We start from the raw sequence: 16768 nt of genomic DNA, 5'->3' as shown, positions 1-16768 counted from the left end.
GGTCACGCGGGCTGCCGTGTGACCCTTTTTCGCATGTATGGTGGTCGGCGCCTGATCAACCCCCAGGAGCCGAGCACCGATGTCCCGTCCCTTCGTCACCGCGATCGTCGTGGCCCACGACGGCGGCCGCTGGCTCGGGGAGACCCTGCAGGGGCTGCTGCGGCAGAGCCGCCTGCCCGATCGTGTGGCCGGCGTCGACAACGGCAGCCGCGACAACTCCGCCGCCCTGATCAAGCAGGCGCTCGGCGAGGGCAACCTGCTCGGCCTGCCCCGCTCGACCGGATTCGGCGAGGCCGTCGCCCAGGTGCTCGATCGGCTGCCGTATGCGGACGAGGAGTGGATCTGGCTGCTCCACGACGACTGCGCCCCCGACCCGCACGCGCTCGAGGCCCTGCTGTGGGCCGCCCAGCAGGACCCCAAGGCCGCGGTGCTCGGCCCCAAGCTGCGCGACTGGCTCGACCGCAGGCGCCTGCTCGAGGTGGGCGTGACCGTGGACCGCACGGGCCGCAGGGACACCGGGCTCGAGCCGCGCGAGTTCGACCAGGGCCAGCACGACGGCACCCGGGAGGTGCTGTCGGTGTCGACCGCGGGCATGCTGATCAGGCGCGACGTCTGGGAGCGCGTGGGCGGGCTCGACCCGTTCTTCCCGCTGTTCCGCGACGACCTCGACCTGTGCTGGCGGGTGCGCAACGCCGGGCACCGCGTGCTGGTCGTGACCTCCGCCGTGGCCTGGCACGCCGAGGCCGCGGCCCGCAGGAGGCGCAGGATCACGGTCAGCGGCGACCATCCGCGGCGGCTCGACCGGCGCAACGCGATCTTCGTGATCATGGCGAACCTGCCGTTCCGCGCGATGCTCTGGGCGCTGCTCAGGAACGTGTTCGGCTCGCTGTTCAGAACCGTGCTGTACGTGGTGGGCAAGCAGCCCGCCAGCGCGCTGGACGAACTGGTGGCGCTCGGCTCGATCCTGATCCATCCCTTCCGGCTGCTGGGGGCGCGCCGGGCGCGCCGCGACGGCCGCAAGAAGGGATACAACCGCATCAGACGGTTGCTGACGCCCCCGGGAGAGGCCTACCGGAGGCTGGCCGACATGGCCCAGAGCTTCCTGGCGGGCGAGAGCGCCGCCGAGGGACGCCACCACGCCTCCGCCGACGAGGACGACGCGGTGGCCATCGACGACTCCGGCTCCGTCAAACGCTTCCTCGGCCGCCCCGGCCTCTGGCTGGTGGCCGCGCTGACCGTGATCACGCTGGTGGCCGAGCGGTCGCTGCCGGGCGACGGGCTGCTCGGCGGCGGCGCGCTCGTCCCGGTGTCCGGCGGCGCGTCCGACCTGTGGGGGTTCTACACCGAGGGCTTCCACGACATCGGTCTCGGCTCGACCGACTGGGCGCCGCCGTACGTCGCGGTGGTCGCGGCGCTGTCCACGCTGGCGCTCGGCAAGACCTGGCTGGCCGTGTCGGTGCTGCTGCTCGGCTCGGTGCCGCTGGCCGGAGCGTGCGCCTACCTGGCCACGCGGCGGATCGTCCCCGCGGTGTCGGCGCGGATGTGGCTGGCCGCCACGTACGCGCTGCTGCCGGTCGCGACCGGCGCGATCGCCGCGGGGCGGCTCGGCACCGCGGTGGTCTTCGTGCTGCTGCCCGTCTACGCCAACCTGGGCGTGCAGCTGATGGCGCCCGACCGGCGCCGCGCCCGCCGCGCCGCCTGGGGTTTCGGCCTGCTGCTCGCGGTCGGTACCGCGTTCGTGCCGCTGGTCTACCCGCTGGTCGCGGTGCTGGCGGTGCTCGCCGCCGTCGCCTACGGAGGGGTACGGCGGGGCCTGACGGTCTCCATCGCGATCGTGCTGGCCGTACCCGTGGCGCTGCTGCTGCCCTGGCTGGCCGGGCTCGTCACCGATCCGGGGCGGATCCTGCTCGAGGCGGGGCTGCACGATCCCGCTCTGGTGGACCAGGCGCTGGCGCCCCAGGCGCTGCTGACCTTCAGTCCGGGCGGCCCTGGACTGCCGCCGTTCTGGGTGACCGCGGGCCTGATCGCGACCGCGCTTGCGGCCCTGCTGCTCCGCAGGCAGCGGATGATCGTGGCGATCGGCTGGGGCATCGCGCTGTACGGCGTGCTCGCGGCCATCCTGGTCAGCCGCATCAGTGTGGCGGGCGCGCGGGCCTGGCCCGGGGTGCCGCTCGCGCTGGCGGCGACCGGGCTGCTGGTGCTGGCCGGGCTGACCGCGCACCGGCTGAGGGAGCTGCGAGCCGGGGGCGGGATCAAGAAGGCCGCGGCCGCGCTGGTCATCGCCGTGGCGTTCAGCACGCCGCTGCTGGCCGCCGGGTTCTGGCTGTACACCGGCGTGCGGGGGCCGTTGAGTGGCCACGCGCCCGACGTGCTGCCCGCCCTGGCGGTCGTCGTCACCCCGCACGGCGAGCGGACCCTGGTGATCAAGGGATCCTCGTTCACCGTGCTGCACCGCCGTACACCCCTGATCGGGGAGATGGAGCTGCCGGTGGCCTCCGACGCGCGCGCCCGGCTGGCCGTCGCCGCGGAGGGCCTGGTCGGCGGGCGCGGCGGCACGGACGCGGCGGAGCTGGCCAAGCAGGGCGTGGCGCTGGTCGTCGTGGCGCCGCCCGTCAGCGACGAGCTGGTCAGGACGCTGGACTCGCAGCCGTCGCTGCAGCGCGAGAGCCTGTCGGACGCCGGCGGCATGTGGCGCGTCGCCGAGCCGTTCACGCGCGTGCCGGTCAGGCCTGGCGACGCGCTGCACACCCCGTGGCTGTGGACGCAGGCCGCGCTGGTGCTGGTGGTGCTCGTGCTGGCCGCGCCCGGCCGCCGCGAGCCCGCGGTCGAGCAGGTGGAGGCGCCCGCGCCGGTGCTGGTGGGGGTCTGATGAAGGCGTTCGTGGAGAACAGGTTCGGGCTGTTCCTGCTGGTGCTCGTCGCGCTCGGCGCGCTGTACGGCGTGGCCCACGTGACCACGCCCGCCCCCGCGACGCCGCGACCGCCGGGACCTCGCAAGGTGGCCGTGGAGTCGGCCTCGGTGGTGTGCCCCGCGCCGCGCGGGGCCAGGGTCAGCGTGTACGAGCGGGGCGGCGTGTCGGCCAAGGCGGTCAAGGACGCCAAGCCGTACGTGGTCGCCGGGCACGGCGGCCTCGAGGTCGGCTACACCACGCGCGTGACGCGCGGCGGCGAGCGCGGCCTGGCCGGGGTGCGCTGCACCGAGCCCGCCGCCACCACCTGGCTGGTCGGTCCCGGACCCGCCGAGGCATCCGTGACGCTGCACCTGGCCAACGTGGACAAGTCGCCCGCGATGGCCGACGTCCAGGTCTACGCCGCCGAGGGTCCCATCTCCGGCGACAAGGGGCTGGGCCTGGAGATCAGGCCGGGCGAGCACCGCGACATCGACCTGCGGACCCTGGCCCCCTCGGCCGACATCATGGCCGTCAGCGTCACCACCGGGCAGGGCCGTGTCGCGGTCGCCGCCAGGGCGGTCTTCGAGGGCAAGGGCGTCGACTGGCTGCCGGCCGCCGCCCCGCCCGCCACCCGCGTGGTCGTGCCGGGGATCCCCGGCGGTGGCGGGATGCGCGAGCTGCTGGTCGCCGCGATCGGTGACACGGACGCCACCGTGCAGATCAGGGCGGTCAGCCAGGACGCCGAGTACGCGATGAAGGGCCGCGAGACGCTCGACGTCCCCGCGGGGGCGGTCGCCTCGCTCGACGTCACCACCGGCATCGGCGGCGAGGCGGCGGCGCTGGTGCTCACCTCGCAGACGCCGATCGTGGCGGGGATGGTCATCACCGGCACGGGAAGCGAGCAGGACGTGGCCTTCACGGCCGGGACGGCGCCGCTCGACCTGGGCGGCGCGGTGGCAGACAACGCCAGGGGGTCCAAGCTCGTCCTCACCGCGCCCGCGGGCGCCGGCAAGGTCTCGGTCCAGGTCGTGCCCGGCGGCAAGCCGTTCGAGGTGCCGATCCCCGCCGGGCGCACCAAGGAGGTCAAGCTGCCCGGCAAGGGTGACTACGGCGTCGTGGTCACGCCGGTGTCGGGCCAGGTGTACGGCGCGCGGGTCACGCAGGAGCGGGCCGGGGGCGGGGTGCTGGTGACCGTACGGCCGCTGGCTCCCGCGCGGGCCTACGCCGTGCTGCCGGGGCTGAGCGACGATCCCGGCCCGGTGCTCCGCTAGGACGCCGGCCGTACCGGGAGGGCGTCAGCGGCGGTCGTCGTAGCCGGGGTCGACCGTGTCGGGCGAGAGGCCGAGCAGGGTCGCGACCTGCTCCACGACCGTGTCGTGGACCAGCGCGCCGAGCGTGTCGCGGTCGCGGGAGCGGGCCTCGAGCGGGCGGCGGTAGATCACCACGGCGGCGGGGTCCTGGCCACGCGCGGGATCGGCGCGGCCGAACGGGATCGGTCCTTCGCCCAGGCCGGGCCCGTCGCCGAGCTCGCTCAGCGGCGGCACGTCCTCGACCGCGAACTCCACCGCGGACAGCTGCCTGCCCCACTGCGGGCGGAGCCGGTCGACCGCGTCGAGCACGAGGTCGTCGAAGCGTTCGCTGCGCGAGCGGGCGATCGGTACGTGCGATGGCGCCAGCGGTCCGCGCATGCCGCGACCATGCCTGTCGCGCCGCCTGGGGCCGCGCTTCTGTGTCACCGGCTCAGTCTATTCGGGACAGCCTAGTTGGCACGCTCTAGTTGGCACGTGCTCAAGGACGGCATGTCGGTGGAAAGGCTGCGACAGGTGTCCGAATTGTGGCGACACGCTCGTTAAGAGCGCTCAGATAGTGGCGCCTGGCACTCTTACCAGATACGGTCCCTCCGTGAGCCCCGTCCGTCGCTGTTCCCGCACCGCTTGCAGCCAGCCTGCCGTCTTCACGCTCACGTACGTGTACGCCGACTCGACCGCTGTTCTCGGCCCCCTGGCGACGTACGCCGAGCCACACTGCTATGACCTGTGCGCCGAACACGCCGAGCGGCTGACCGCCCCCCGCGGCTGGGAGGTCGTGCGGCTGCCGACGGACGGCAACTCACCCAGCTCCGACGACCTCGAGGCGCTGGCCAACGCCGTCAGGGAGGCCGCCAGGCCGGCCCCGGCGGGTGGCGAGCCCGTGGGCCAGGGAGTGGAGGTCGGCCGCCGAGGACACCTGCGTGTTCTGCGGTCGGCCCAGCAGCACCGCGACCGGTAGGCTCGTTCTGCAGAAGACGACCTAGGGGCGGAGCTGGAGTGGGCGACCTCGCCAAGATCTTCAAGGCGTACGACGTGCGCGGCGTCGTACCCGACGAGTTCGACGAGCGGACGGCCGAGGCCGTGGGCGCCGCCTTCGTCGAGGTGACCGGCGCGAGGTCCGCCGTCGTCGCGCACGACATGCGCGAGTCGTCCGTCCCGCTGTCGGCCGCGTTCATCCGCGGTGCCACCGCGCGCGGCGCCGACGTGATCAACGCCGGGCTCGGCTCCACCGACCTGCTCTACTACGCCTCCGGCAGCCTGGGCCTGCCCGGCGTGATGTTCACCGCCAGCCACAACCCGGCCCGCTACAACGGCATGAAGATGTGCCGCGCCGGCGCGGTGCCGATCGGCGCCGACACCGGCCTGGTCGAGATCCGCGACCGCGCCGCGGAGCTGCTCGGCGAGGTCGGCGAGGCGACCGGCTCGGTGATCGAGAAGGACCTGCTCCTCGGCTACGCCGAGCACCTGCGCACGCTGGTCGACCTGTCGGCGATCCGGCCGCTGAAGGCCGTCGTCGACGCGGGCAACGGCATGGGCGGCCACACCGTGCCCGCCGTCTTCGCGGGACTGCCGGTCGAGGTGGTTCCGCTCTACTTCGAGCTCGACGGCTCCTTCCCCAACCACGAGGCCAACCCGCTCGAGCCGGCCAACCTGGTCGACCTGCAGCGCGCGGTCGTGGAGACGGGCGCCGACCTGGGCCTGGCCTTCGACGGCGACGCCGACCGGTGCTGGGTGATCGACGAGCGCGGCGAGTCGGTCTCGCCGTCCGCGGTGACCGCGCTGGTGGCCGCGCGGGAGCTGGCCAAGCATCCGGGCGCGACGATCATCCACAACCTGATCACCTCGCTGGGGGTCCCGGAGATCGTCCGCGAGCACGGCGGCGCGCCGGTGCGCACCCGTGTCGGCCACTCCTTCATCAAGGCCGAGATGGCCCGCACCGACGCCGTCTTCGGCGGAGAACACTCCGCCCACTACTACTTCCGCGACTTCTGGTTCGCCGACTCGGGGATGCTGGCCGCCATGCACGTGCTGGCCGCGCTGGGCGAGCAGGAGCGGCCGCTGTCGCGGGTCGTGGAGACCTACTCGCGCTACCACGCCTCCGGCGAGATCAACAGCACGGTCGCCGACCAGGCGCTCGCGCTGTCGAAGGTACGGCACGCCTTCGGCGAACGCGGCACCCTCGACGAGCTCGACGGGCTTACCGTGACGGGTGCGGGCTGGTGGTTCAATCTGCGTGCGTCCAACACCGAGCCGCTGCTCAGGCTGAATGCCGAGGCGACCGACGAGAGCAAGATGGCGGCGATCAGGGACGAAGTCCTCGCTGTCGTAAGGAGCTGAACGTGAAGATCGACGACTGGCTGCTGGAGATCCTGGCCTGCCCGGCGTGCAAGTCGCCGCTGCGCGCCGAGAGCGAGGCCGACGAGCTGGCCTGCACGGGCTGCGGCCTGATCTACCCGGTGCGCGACGAGATCCCTGTCCTGCTGGTCGACGAGGCTCGGAAGCCGTAGGGCTCGATGGAGTTCCTCACCGAACGGCTCGACGACCAGGAGCACCTGACCGCGGGCGACCCCGGCGGGATGCTGCCCGCCGTGGCGGCCTCCGCGGCGCAGGTGCGCACCGGTTACCGGGTCGCCCTCGAGGCGGGCGTCGAGCGCCTCGGCGGCGCGGGCCGTCCGCGGGCGATCGTGGTCGTCGGGATGGGCGGCTCGGCGATCGCCGGCGACATCCTGGCCGCGGTCTGCGGCTACAGCGCGCCGCTGCCGGTCCTGACCGTCCGCGGCTACCAGCTGCCCGGCTGGGTGGGCGCCACCGACCTGGTGATCGCGGTGTCCTGCTCCGGCAGGACCGAGGAGACGCTGTCGGCCGCCACCGAGGCGGTCCGCCGCGGCTGCACGCTGCTGGCCGTGGGCAGCCCCGACTCGCCACTCGAGGCGATCGCCACGCAGGCCTCGGGGCTGTACGTGCCGGTGCCCGCCACCGGCCAGCCCAGGGCCAACATCTGGCTGCTGACGACCCCGGTGATCGCGGCGGCCGTCGCGCTCGGCGTGGCGCACGCGGACGCGGGCGTTTTCGAGAACGTGGCCAAGACGCTGGAGGACATGGCCCACCGGTGCCGGCCCGCCAGCGAGTCGTTCATCAACCCGGGCAAGTCGCTGGCCGCCGAGCTGGCCGAGAGCGTCCCGATGATCTGGGGCTCCTCGCCGTCGGCGGCGGTCGCGGCCTACCGGCTGGCGTGCCAGCTCAACGAGAACGGCAAGTACCCGGCCGTCTTCGGCGAGCTGCCCGAGGCCAACCACAACCAGGTGGTCGCCTTCGACGGGGCGCTGGCCGAGCGCGACATCTACGCCGACACGGCCAGCCGTACGCTGCGGCTGGTGCTGCTGCGTGACACGGAGGAGCACCCGCAGGTCGCGCGCAGGCGCGAGGCGTCGCTGCGGCTGGCGGAGGACCGCGGCGTGCCGGTGACGGAGCTGGCCGCCGAGGGGACGCATCCGCTGGAGCGGCTGGCCTCGCTGATCGGGCTGGGCGACTACGCGAGCACCTATCTGGCGCTGGGCTACGGCATCGACCCGACCCCGGTGACGGCTATCACCGAACTCAAGGCCAGAATTTCGCAATAGGATCCCTTTTCGGGCCTTTGAAGGTGATCTTTATGAGCGGAGTAAACCGGTGAGCGCGAGCGGCGGTACCAAGGCAATCATCGCGGCGTTGAGCGCCAACCTGGCGATCGCGGTGTCGAAGTTCGTGGCCGCGTTCTTCACCGGGTCCTCCTCGATGCTGGCCGAGGGCATCCACTCCGTGGCCGACTCGGCCAACCAGGTGCTGCTGCTGGTCGGCGGCAAGCGGTCGGAGCGGGCCAGCACCCGGGAGCACCCGTTCGGCTACGGCCGCGAGCGCTACTTCTACGCCTTCGTGGTGGCGGTCGTGCTGTTCACGATCGGCGCGGCGTTCTCGCTGTACGAGGGCGTTTCCAAGATCATGTCGCCGCACGAGGTGGAGTCGCCGATCTGGGCGTTCGCCGTGCTGATCTTCGCGATCGTGGCCGAGGGGTTCTCCTTCCGCACCGCGGTCAAGGAGTCGAACCCGCTGCGGGGCACCCAGTCGTGGGTGGCCTTCGTCCGGCGTTCGAAGTCGCCCGAGCTGCCCGTCATCCTGCTGGAGGACCTGGGCGCGCTGCTCGGCCTGATCTTCGCGCTGTTCGGCGTGACGATGGCCGTCGTCACCGGCAACGGTGTCTGGGACGGCGTCGGCACCCTGATGATCGGCCTGCTGCTCGCGGTGATCGCCACCGTGCTGGCCATCGAGACCAAGTCGCTGCTGCTCGGCGAGGGCGCCTCGCCCGAGGTCGTGCAGCAGATCTGCGCCGCGCTGGAGTCGGCGCCCGAGGTCGACCGCGTCATCCACATGCGCACGATGCACCTCGGGCCCGAGGAGCTGCTGGTCGCCGCGAAGATCGCGGTGTCGCACGACGACACGGCGGCCGACGTGGCCAGGGGCATCGACGAGGCCGAGCGGCGCGTCAGGGAGGCCGTGCCGATCGCGCGCGTCATCTACCTCGAGCCCGACCTCGACCGCTCGCGCACCAGCACCAGGTGAGTGCCCCGCTGCTTCGGCGCGGTACGCCGGGGGACCGGCACCGGGAGCTCCTCGGGCGGGGCGGGCTCGGGGTCCGTGGCGGCCTCGCCGTACTCCTGGCTCTTCTTGCGGCCTAGCGGGAGGCTCAGCGTGATGAAGGCCTCGGCCTGCATGGCGCCGACGGCGATCCTGGGCAGGTCGCGGGCCTTCGGGTAGACCAGGAAGCGCGGCTCCCAGCTGGGGCGGAACTTGGCGTTGAACCGGTAGAGCGACTCGATCTGGTACCAGCGCGACAGCAGCACCAGCAGGCCGCGCCAGGCCCGCAGGATCGGGCCCGCGCCCAGGCGCTCGCCGCCGGCCAGGGCCGCGCGGAACATCGCGAAGTTGAGCGAGACGTGCGCGATGCCGAACTCGGGCGCGCCCTGCAGGGTCTTGACGATCAGCAGCTCGTTGAGCCCGGGCTCGGCGTCGCGGTCACGGCGCATCAGGTCGAGCGAGATGCCGTTCGGTCCCCACGGCACGTAGTGCAGCACGGCGCGGATCTCGTCGTCCTTGTGTGCGGTCACCACGATGCAGTCGGTGTCGGAGGGGTCGCCGAAGCGGCCCAGCGCCATCGAGAAGCCCCGTTCGGTCTCGCCGCCGCGCCAGGAGTCGGCGGCCTGCTTGATCTTGTTGCGCTCCTCCTGAGGGAGATCGCTCACCCGGCGCATGAGGCAGCTGTAGCCGGCGCGCTCGACGCGGTTGGCCATCTGGCGGACGTTGCGCATGGCCCGGCCCTGGAGTGTGAAATCCGCCACGTCGACGATGGCCTCGTCGCCCATCTCCAGCGCCGACATCCCCGCCTCGCGCGTCCACACCTCGCCGCCGGTCTCGCCGCAGCCGATGACCGCGGGGACCCAGGCGTGCCGCCTGGCCTCGGACAGGAACACCTTGATGGCCGCGGGCCACGCCTCAGGGTCGCCGATCGGGTCGCCGCTGGCCAGCATGACGCCGGAGACCACGCGGTAGGCGATGGCCGCCTTGCCCGACGGGGAGAACAGCACGCTCTTGTCGCGGCGCAGCGCGAAGTAGCCGAGCGAGTCGCGCTCGCCGTGCCGGTCGAGCAGCTCGCGCAGGCTCTTCTCGTCGTCGGCGGTGAGCCTGGCGACCGGACGCTCGGGCCGAAGAGCCAGGTAGAGCGTGGTGACAGCGGTCAGCACGCCGAGGAAGACCAGCGCGAAGTAGACCAGGTCGGAGACCCGGGCGACGGAGTAGTGCACGTCGCCCTCGACGCCCATCAGGCCGAGCACCACGTGCTCCATGCGGGTGTAGAGGTCCGGGTCGCCCTCGATGGTGGGCCGGCTCACCAGCAGGTAGCCGAGACCCAGGTCGAGCGCGGCGAAGGCGAGCAGGTTCCACAGCGCCGCCCAGCGCGTGCGCGGGTCCGACAGCGCGTAGAACTGGTCCCTGGACAGCACCAGCCCCACCAGCAGGAACAGGCTGAGTATCGCCGTGGCCAGGTGGCCCGGGTGGATGATCGTCTCCACGATCGCGCTGACCGGCAGCAGCACCACCACGGCCCGCCAGGCGCGTACCTTCCTGCGGCGCAACCCGTGCGCGATCATGATCAGGAGGATTCCCACGACCAGTGACGAAGCCCTGGCCACCGTCGAGACGATGCCGGGCAGGACGCTGGACCACTCGGCCACGCGGCTCTGCCCGAAGCGCGGGCTCAGCACCTTGAGGACGTCGAGAAAGCCGATCACCAGCGACACGTATCCTGCGACCGCCGGTACCCAGGGGCGTGAGATCTTCTTCACGACCGAGATTTAACGCCCGCTTCGGTAATCACCGAGTTAACTCGCCGCTTACTAACCGACGAGTATCCATAACAAAGGTCGATCAATATTCGGGGGCGTCATGGGACTCACGTCGACAAAACTGGAACTTCTCGTCGGAGTACTCGCGGTGGCCGCGTTGGCGTGCACGATCTGGTTCTGGCCCCGCCTGGCGGGCAAGAGCTGGCGCGCCGTGCTGGCCCGGGTGGGGACTCTGGTGGTGAACCAGGTGCTGACGTTGGTCGTGATCGGCCTGCTGGTGAACAACTACTTCGGCTTCTACGGCTCTTGGGACGACCTGATCGGCACCCAGACGGGTTCGGCGCCGATCACGCTGGCCAGCGGCGGCCACGCCTCGGGCGTGCAGGTGCTGTCCAGCCGTCCGGCCAAGGGCGGCCGCCTGGAGCAGGTCATCATCCCCGGTCCCACCACCCATCTGAGCGAGCAGGCCTACATCTGGCTGCCGTCGGCGTACGGCAAGAAGAAGGACTACCGGTTTCCCGTCGTGCTGGCGCTGACCGGCTACCCGGGTGACCCGCGCAACCTCATCACCAGGGAGAACCTGCCGAACCGGATGGCAGACGCGATCGCGGCGCACCAGATTCCGCCGGCGATCCTGGTCATGATGCGGCCCAGCGTGGTCCTGCCGCGCGACACCGAATGCGTGGACGTGCCCAACGGGCCGCAGGTCCTGACGTACTTCGCCACCGACGTCAAGCAGGCGCTCGCGGCCTCCTACCGGGTGGCGCCCGACCGGGAGTACTGGGGGATGATCGGCGGGTCGACCGGGGCGTACTGCGCCTTGAAGATCACGATGACCCATCCCGACCAGTACTCGGCGGCGGTCTCGCTGTCCGGCTACTACAAGACCATCATCGACCGCACCACGGGCGACCTGTTCGGCGGCGACAAGTCGCTGGAGCAGAAGAACGACCTGATGTGGCGCCTGGCCAACATGCCCTCCCCGCCGGTGAACGTGCTGCTCACCTCCAGCAAGAAGGGTGAGGCCAACTACAAGTCGACGCTGGCCTTCCTGGGCGCGGTCAAGCCGCCGATGCAGGCCTCGTCGCTGATCCTGCCGAGTGGCGGGCACAACTTCAACACCTGGGACCGCGAGCTGCCGCAGGTGCTGCCGTGGCTGGTGCAGCAACTGCACGCGCCCGCGCCCGCGCGCCTCACGACGCAGCCCACCGGGGACGGCGTCGCCTCCTAGTGGGGCAATTGTTGAATATTCAGAATATGCAGCTACTCGTGACCTGTGATGCAGGATGTTCCGGCATCGGTCTCGTCGAACAGGCAGCGGCCGTCCTTGTTCAAAGTGACGACTTTTTTCACCGATGAGAACTGCCGGAGCGTCGTCTCGATCGTGCGTAGAATGCGGGCCTCGCCACCCACGCCGCTGCCCCAGACCGTACGGCAGAAGCGCAGCGTGGCGGTGCCCCGCCTGATCTTGAGGGAGAAGTCGGCGCCGCAGTCGGACCCGCCTCGGATCTGCCCGCCGAGATCGGAGTACAGCCCGCGCCGCTTCTCCGCCCTGGTCGGCCCGGCGATCAGCTGCTCGATCGCGAACCTGGCCATGCCGCCGTGCGGCGCCGTGCGGGTGACGGCGACGACCTTGCCGGGGATGCCGTCGCCCGTGGAGAAGTAGACCTTGACCACCTGCCCGGCCTGGGCAGGTGAGAGCACGAGAACCGTGGCCATGAGCAGTTCCTTCATGGCCCGTTAGATGCGCGGCCTGCCCGCCGGGTTCACCAGTCCGGTCTCGTAGGCATGGATCACGGCCTGTGTCCTGTCGCGCAGGCCGAGCTTGGCCAGCAGGCGACCCACGTGCGTCTTGACCGTGTGCTCGGTGAGGACGAGCTCGGCGGCGATCTCGGCGTTGGACAGGCCGCTGGCGATCAGCCGCAGCACCTCCACCTCGCGCGGCGTCAGCTCGGCCGGCAGTGCCACCGGACGGCGGCGGGCGAACTCCGCGATGAGCCGCCGGGTGATCTTCGGGGCGAGCAGCGCGTCGCCGCGGGCCACCGTCCTGACCGCCTCGGCCAGCTCGGTGGCCCTGACGTCCTTGAGCAGGAAGCCGCTGGCCCCTGCGGATAGCGCGTCGTAGACGTAGTCGTCCAGGTCGAACGTGGTGATCATGATGGCTCTGGTCCTGCCCGAGGCCAGGATCCGCCGGGCCGCCGAGATGCCGTCCAGCTCGGGCATGCGGATGTCGAGCAGCGCCACGTCCGGCTCGGTCGCCTCGGCCAGCCGTATGGCCTCCAGACCGTCGGCGGCCGTGCCGGCGACGGTGATGTCGGGCTGCGCGCGCAGCACCGCGGCGAACCCGCGCAGCACGATGGGCTGGTCGTCGGCGATCAGGACGGAGATGCTCATTCCAGCGGAAGCCCCACGGTGATCAGGAACCCGCCCGCGGGTCCGGGTTCGGCGTTGAACCAGCCGCCCAGGCCCAGGGCGCGCTCGCGCATGCCGACCAGGCCGTGGCCCGAGGCCGAGCCGCGGTCGGTCGCCACCGGGCCGGGGCCGTCGTCGGCGATGCGCATGACCAGCACGTCAGGGCGGTAGGCCAGCTCGATCGAGACGCGCGCGCCCGGCGCGTGCACGCGCACGTTGGTCAGCGCCTCCTGGATGATCCGGTACGCAGACAGGTCGACCGCCTGCGGGAGCGGCCGCTGCTCGCCCACCACGTCCAGGTCCACCGGCCCGCCGTGCTCGCGGAACAGCTCAGGCAGGCGGGCCAGCCCCGGCTGCGGCTCGGTCTCCTGCACCCTGGGCGTGTCGGCGCGCAGCACGCCGAGCAGGCGGCGCATCTCCGACAGCGTCTGCCGCGCACTGCCCGCGATCTCGGCGAACTCCCGCTTGGCCGGCTCGTCCAGGTTCTCCAGCGTGTAGGGGGCGCTCTCGGCCTGTACGGCGATCATCGAGATGGAGTGTGCCACGATGTCGTGCATCTCGCGCGCGATCCTGGCCCGCTCGGCCATCGCGGCCTGCTCGCGTAGCGTCTCCAGGTTGCTCGCCCTTACCTGCGTCACTTCGGTACGGCTGCGCCGCACGTCGGCCAGCAGCGTGATCACGCCGGCCACCACGGCCGCAGCGACCAGGAAGACCATCATCCTCGTCACGCCGTAGTCCACGCCCTCCCAGTACCACGTCACGACGGCCAGGCCGAGCGCGCCCAGCGTCACCAGCGTGCCCCCGATCCAGGCCAGGCGGCGGTCGACCAGCTTCAGCAGTGTGTAGAAGCTGAGCGCGGCAGACGCGTAGACGGCCAGCGGCCACTGCTGCGGGTAAGGCTCGTCCAGGAACAGCAGCGCTGCACCGGCGAGCGGCAGCAGGGCGGAGAGTGGCGGGTGGGTGTGGCGCAGCGCCTGCGGCAGCGTGGCCGCGAGCACGCCGAGCAGGACGAGCCCAGAGGGTCTGGAAAGCGTCTGGGCGAGGCCGATGAACGCGAGCGTGACGGCGATCACGACGTCCATCGCGGGGAGCTCGCGCAACCTGTCGCGCACCTGGGCCCAAGTCATGTCCATGATCTCTTCCGGGGGTGTCGTAGTCGAGTGAACCACTAGGCGGCCGCTGCGGTGAGCGGGTCGGCGTTGCCGAGGAACAGGGCCTTCAGCTTGCGCCGTACGGCCTCCTCGGAGGTGGCGCCCATGCCGGAGAGGAAGCCGCCCCGCAGGATCTCGCCGCCATGGCCACCGAGCGAGGGGCGTGCTCGGAGCGGCGTGTGCGGGGCGACGTTCTCGTAGGCGGAGGTCATGCCGTCGCAGGCACGCAGCACCTCCGCCGCCCTCTCCCCGGCGATCCCCGGCTCCGGAGCCGCCGCGTCTCGGCGTGGTAGACCGGGTCCGCCCCCGCGGGACCCGTCACCGCGCTCCTGGCCGTGAACAGCGAGTAGCAGCCGCTCAGTCCGAGCTCGCCCGCCGCGGCTCTGGGCACGTCACGCGGGTCGGCCCCCCTGGCCTTGGCCGACATGGCGAGAAAGACCTTCATGGCGGAGGATCATCGCGGCGCGGGCCGCCGGCGTAGTCACTCTTTCGAGCGATATCCGCCGCGCAGCAGCCGCAGCGCCTTCTCCTGGTCGAAGTCCAGGGCGCGGCGCGGCGCCTGGATGCGCCCGATGCGGACCCCGAGATCGCGCACCGCGGCGGCCACCGCGGGCTCGGTCAGCACGCGCAGCCCGAAGGCCAGCTCGGCGGGGGAGACGTCGAAGCGCTTCTCCAGTTCGACCCCCTGCGCCACGGCGGCCAGCTCGTCGGCGCCGAACCGCCGGTGCGCGCCCTGCTCCCTGACAGGCGGCAACAGGCCCAGCGCCTCCCGGTATCGCAGCATCCGGGGGGACATGCCCAGCCGCCTGGCGGCCTCAGTGATCCGCACAGCGAACCCCTGAGGCCGCCCGGCGGGCTGTGATTCGAAGAGCTGTCATCCGCATCCTTACATTCTTACGTCAGATTCGCGCGTCCTGTGATGCGACCTTGTCGGGTCGGCGCCTAAACTCGTCGTCGACAAGCATCGTGACGCGAGGGGAAAACCCGATGGACTTCAAGGTCGCCGACCTTTCACTAGCCGACTTCGGCCGCAAGGAGATCCGGCTCGCCGAGCACGAGATGCCCGGCCTCATGGCGGTTCGCGAGGAGTACGCGGCCTCCCAGCCCCTGCGCGGCGCGAAGATCATGGGCTCGCTGCACATGACGATCCAGACCGCCGTCCTCATCGAGACGCTGGTCGCGCTCGGCGCCGAGGTGCGCTGGGTGTCCTGCAACATCTTCTCCACCCAGGACCACGCCGCCGCCGCGGTCGCCGTCGGCCCCAACGGCACCGTCGACGACCCGCAGGGTGTGCCCGTCTTCGCCTGGAAGGGGGAGACGCTGGAGGAGTACTGGTGGTGCACCGACCAGGCCCTCAACTGGCCCGGCGGTGACGGCCCCAACATGATCCTCGACGACGGCGGCGACGCCACGCTCCTCGTCCACAAGGGCGCCGAGTACGAGAAGGCCGGCGCCGTGCCCTCCGCCACCGAGGACGACCCGGAGGAGTGGCACGTCATCATCGACCTGCTCAAGCGCACGGTCACCGACGAGAAGCGGTGGACCAGGACGGCCGAGCAGATCAAGGGCGTGACGGAGGAGACCACCACCGGTGTCCACCGCCTGTACGAGATGTTCAAGAACGGCCAGCTGCTGTTCCCGGCCATCAACGTCAACGACTCGGTCACCAAGTCCAAGTTCGACAACAAGTACGGCTGCCGCCACTCCGTCATCGACGGCCTCAACCGCGCCACCGACGTGCTGATCGGCGGCAAGGTGGCCGTGGTCTGCGGCTACGGCGACGTCGGCAAGGGCTGCGCCGACGCGCTGCGCGGCCAGGGCGCCCGCGTCATCGTGACCGAGATCGACCCGATCTGCGCCCTGCAGGCGGCCATGGATGGCTTCCAGGTCACCACGCTGGAGGACGTCGTCGGCATCGCCGACATCTTCGTCACCACGACCGGCAACTTCAACATCATCCGGGCCGACCACATGGCCCAGATGAAGCACCAGGCGATCGTGTCCAACATCGGCCACTTCGACAACGAGATCGACATGGCCGGGCTCGCCAAGACCCCCGGCATCACCAGGAACAACATCAAGCCGCAGGTCGACGAGTGGGTCTTCGCTGACGGCCACTCGATCATCGTCCTGGCCGAGGGCCGCCTGATGAACCTCGGCTGCGCCACCGGCCACCCGTCGTTCGTCATGTCCAACTCGTTCACCAACCAGGTGATCGCTCAGATCGAGCTGTTCACCAAGACGGACGAGTACCCGATCGGCGTGTACACGCTGCCCAAGCACCTGGACGAGAAGGTCGCCCGCCTCCACCTCGACGCCCTGGGCGTCAAGCTGACCCGCCTCACCAAGGACCAGGCCGAGTACATCGGCGTCGACGTCGAGGGCCCCTACAAGTCCGACCACTACCGGTACTGATCTTCTTCTGGGGATCATTTCTTGTACGGCGAGGCCGGCGATACGGCCCTCGCCGTACAGGGCCGGGCTCGGTCCAAGCACGCCACTCCGGTGATGCGGGGTTGATCGCCGTGACGTGCGCACGATGGGCCGGGTCCTTCGCTTCCCACCCCGGGCGCCGACGTCTCTCGCGCCGACCCTGCTCGACGTGGTTCCGGGGGCGGTCGGGCGGGTTCC

17 protein-coding genes are annotated in these 16768 nt (G+C 71.3%); 9 read left to right on the top strand and 8 right to left on the bottom strand.

Annotation, left to right across the window (positions count from 1 at the left end):
- The first annotated feature begins 79 nt into the window (after positions 1-79).
- Together ACIBHX_RS08205 and ACIBHX_RS08200 are read left to right on the top strand one after the other, a co-directional pair.
- Complete coding sequence (locus tag ACIBHX_RS08205) at positions 80-2869, top strand: glycosyltransferase family 2 protein (protein WP_397065451.1); 2790 nt, start codon at positions 80-82, stop codon at positions 2867-2869.
- Positions 2869-4161 (top strand): DUF5719 family protein, encoded by a 1293-nt coding sequence (locus tag ACIBHX_RS08200; RefSeq protein ID WP_397065449.1) that lies wholly within the window; start codon positions 2869-2871, stop codon positions 4159-4161. The genes ACIBHX_RS08205 and ACIBHX_RS08200 overlap by 1 nt, the downstream gene beginning before the upstream one ends.
- Before the next feature lie 24 nt (positions 4162-4185).
- Here ACIBHX_RS08200 and ACIBHX_RS08195 read toward each other — a convergent pair whose 3' ends face one another.
- Positions 4186-4578 (bottom strand): metallopeptidase family protein, encoded by a 393-nt coding sequence (locus tag ACIBHX_RS08195; protein WP_397066054.1) that lies wholly within the window; start codon positions 4576-4578, stop codon positions 4186-4188.
- A gap of 214 nt (positions 4579-4792) precedes the next feature.
- On the opposite strand from ACIBHX_RS08195, the gene ACIBHX_RS08190 reads away from it, so the two are divergent.
- From ACIBHX_RS08190 to ACIBHX_RS08170, 5 genes are read left to right on the top strand one after another with little or no spacing between them, the layout of a single operon-like run.
- Complete coding sequence (locus ACIBHX_RS08190; RefSeq protein WP_397065447.1) at positions 4793-5158, top strand: DUF3499 domain-containing protein; 366 nt, start codon at positions 4793-4795, stop codon at positions 5156-5158.
- 38 nt (positions 5159-5196) lie between these two features.
- On the top strand, positions 5197-6537 hold the full coding sequence (locus ACIBHX_RS08185) for a phosphomannomutase/phosphoglucomutase (RefSeq protein ID WP_397065445.1): 1341 nt from the start codon (positions 5197-5199) through the stop codon (positions 6535-6537).
- A complete protein-coding gene (locus ACIBHX_RS08180; protein WP_397066052.1) occupies positions 6534-6707 on the top strand; it encodes a Trm112 family protein in 174 nt (57 codons plus the stop codon). Before ACIBHX_RS08185 ends, ACIBHX_RS08180 begins: the two co-directional genes overlap by 4 nt.
- Positions 6708-6713: 6 nt before the next feature.
- A complete protein-coding gene (locus ACIBHX_RS08175; RefSeq protein WP_397065443.1) occupies positions 6714-7820 on the top strand; it encodes a bifunctional phosphoglucose/phosphomannose isomerase in 1107 nt (368 codons plus the stop codon).
- A 49-nt stretch (positions 7821-7869) separates the two neighbouring features.
- Positions 7870-8796, top strand: a complete 927-nt coding sequence (locus tag ACIBHX_RS08170; RefSeq protein WP_397065441.1) for a cation diffusion facilitator family transporter — start codon at positions 7870-7872, stop codon at positions 8794-8796.
- Here the strand turns inward: ACIBHX_RS08170 and ACIBHX_RS08165 are convergent.
- On the bottom strand, positions 8751-10574 hold the full coding sequence (locus ACIBHX_RS08165) for a phosphatidylglycerol lysyltransferase domain-containing protein (RefSeq protein WP_397065440.1): 1824 nt from the start codon (positions 10572-10574) through the stop codon (positions 8751-8753). The two genes, ACIBHX_RS08170 and ACIBHX_RS08165, sit on opposite strands and share 46 nt — an antisense overlap.
- Positions 10575-10722: 148 nt before the next feature.
- On the opposite strand from ACIBHX_RS08165, the gene ACIBHX_RS08160 reads away from it, so the two are divergent.
- A complete protein-coding gene (locus ACIBHX_RS08160) occupies positions 10723-11805 on the top strand; it encodes an alpha/beta hydrolase (protein ID WP_397065439.1) in 1083 nt (360 codons plus the stop codon).
- A gap of 32 nt (positions 11806-11837) precedes the next feature.
- Here ACIBHX_RS08160 and ACIBHX_RS08155 read toward each other — a convergent pair whose 3' ends face one another.
- From ACIBHX_RS08155 to ACIBHX_RS08130, 6 genes are read right to left on the bottom strand one after another with little or no spacing between them, the layout of a single operon-like run.
- Positions 11838-12293 carry a GerMN domain-containing protein gene (locus tag ACIBHX_RS08155; protein ID WP_397065438.1) on the bottom strand — a complete coding sequence of 152 codons (456 nt, stop codon included), beginning with the start codon at positions 12291-12293 and terminating at the stop codon, positions 11838-11840.
- 21 nt (positions 12294-12314) lie between these two features.
- Positions 12315-12968, bottom strand: a complete 654-nt coding sequence (locus ACIBHX_RS08150) for a response regulator (RefSeq protein WP_397065437.1) — start codon at positions 12966-12968, stop codon at positions 12315-12317.
- Positions 12965-14119 (bottom strand): sensor histidine kinase, encoded by a 1155-nt coding sequence (locus ACIBHX_RS08145; protein ID WP_397065435.1) that lies wholly within the window; start codon positions 14117-14119, stop codon positions 12965-12967. Before ACIBHX_RS08145 ends, ACIBHX_RS08150 begins: the two co-directional genes overlap by 4 nt.
- 35 nt (positions 14120-14154) lie before the next feature.
- A complete protein-coding gene (locus ACIBHX_RS08140; protein ID WP_397065433.1) occupies positions 14155-14349 on the bottom strand; it encodes a hypothetical protein in 195 nt (64 codons plus the stop codon).
- Entirely contained in the window at positions 14346-14582 is a 237-nt protein-coding gene (locus ACIBHX_RS08135; protein WP_397065431.1) for a hypothetical protein, read from the bottom strand. The genes ACIBHX_RS08140 and ACIBHX_RS08135 overlap by 4 nt, the downstream gene beginning before the upstream one ends.
- A 36-nt stretch (positions 14583-14618) precedes the next feature.
- Positions 14619-14966 carry a MerR family DNA-binding transcriptional regulator gene (locus tag ACIBHX_RS08130; RefSeq protein ID WP_397065429.1) on the bottom strand — a complete coding sequence of 116 codons (348 nt, stop codon included), beginning with the start codon at positions 14964-14966 and terminating at the stop codon, positions 14619-14621.
- Positions 14967-15124: 158 nt separating this feature from the next.
- Between ACIBHX_RS08130 and ahcY the strand changes: the two genes are divergently transcribed.
- Positions 15125-16552, top strand: coding sequence for an adenosylhomocysteinase (gene ahcY, locus ACIBHX_RS08125; RefSeq protein WP_397065428.1), 1428 nt, complete (start codon positions 15125-15127; stop codon positions 16550-16552).
- The last annotated feature ends 216 nt before the right edge of the window (positions 16553-16768 follow it).

It is taken from the genome of Nonomuraea sp. NPDC050536 (assembly GCF_044457685.1).
Lineage (GTDB): Bacteria > Actinomycetota > Actinomycetes > Streptosporangiales > Streptosporangiaceae > Nonomuraea.
This window is presented reverse-complemented; position numbering and strand designations above follow the sequence as displayed.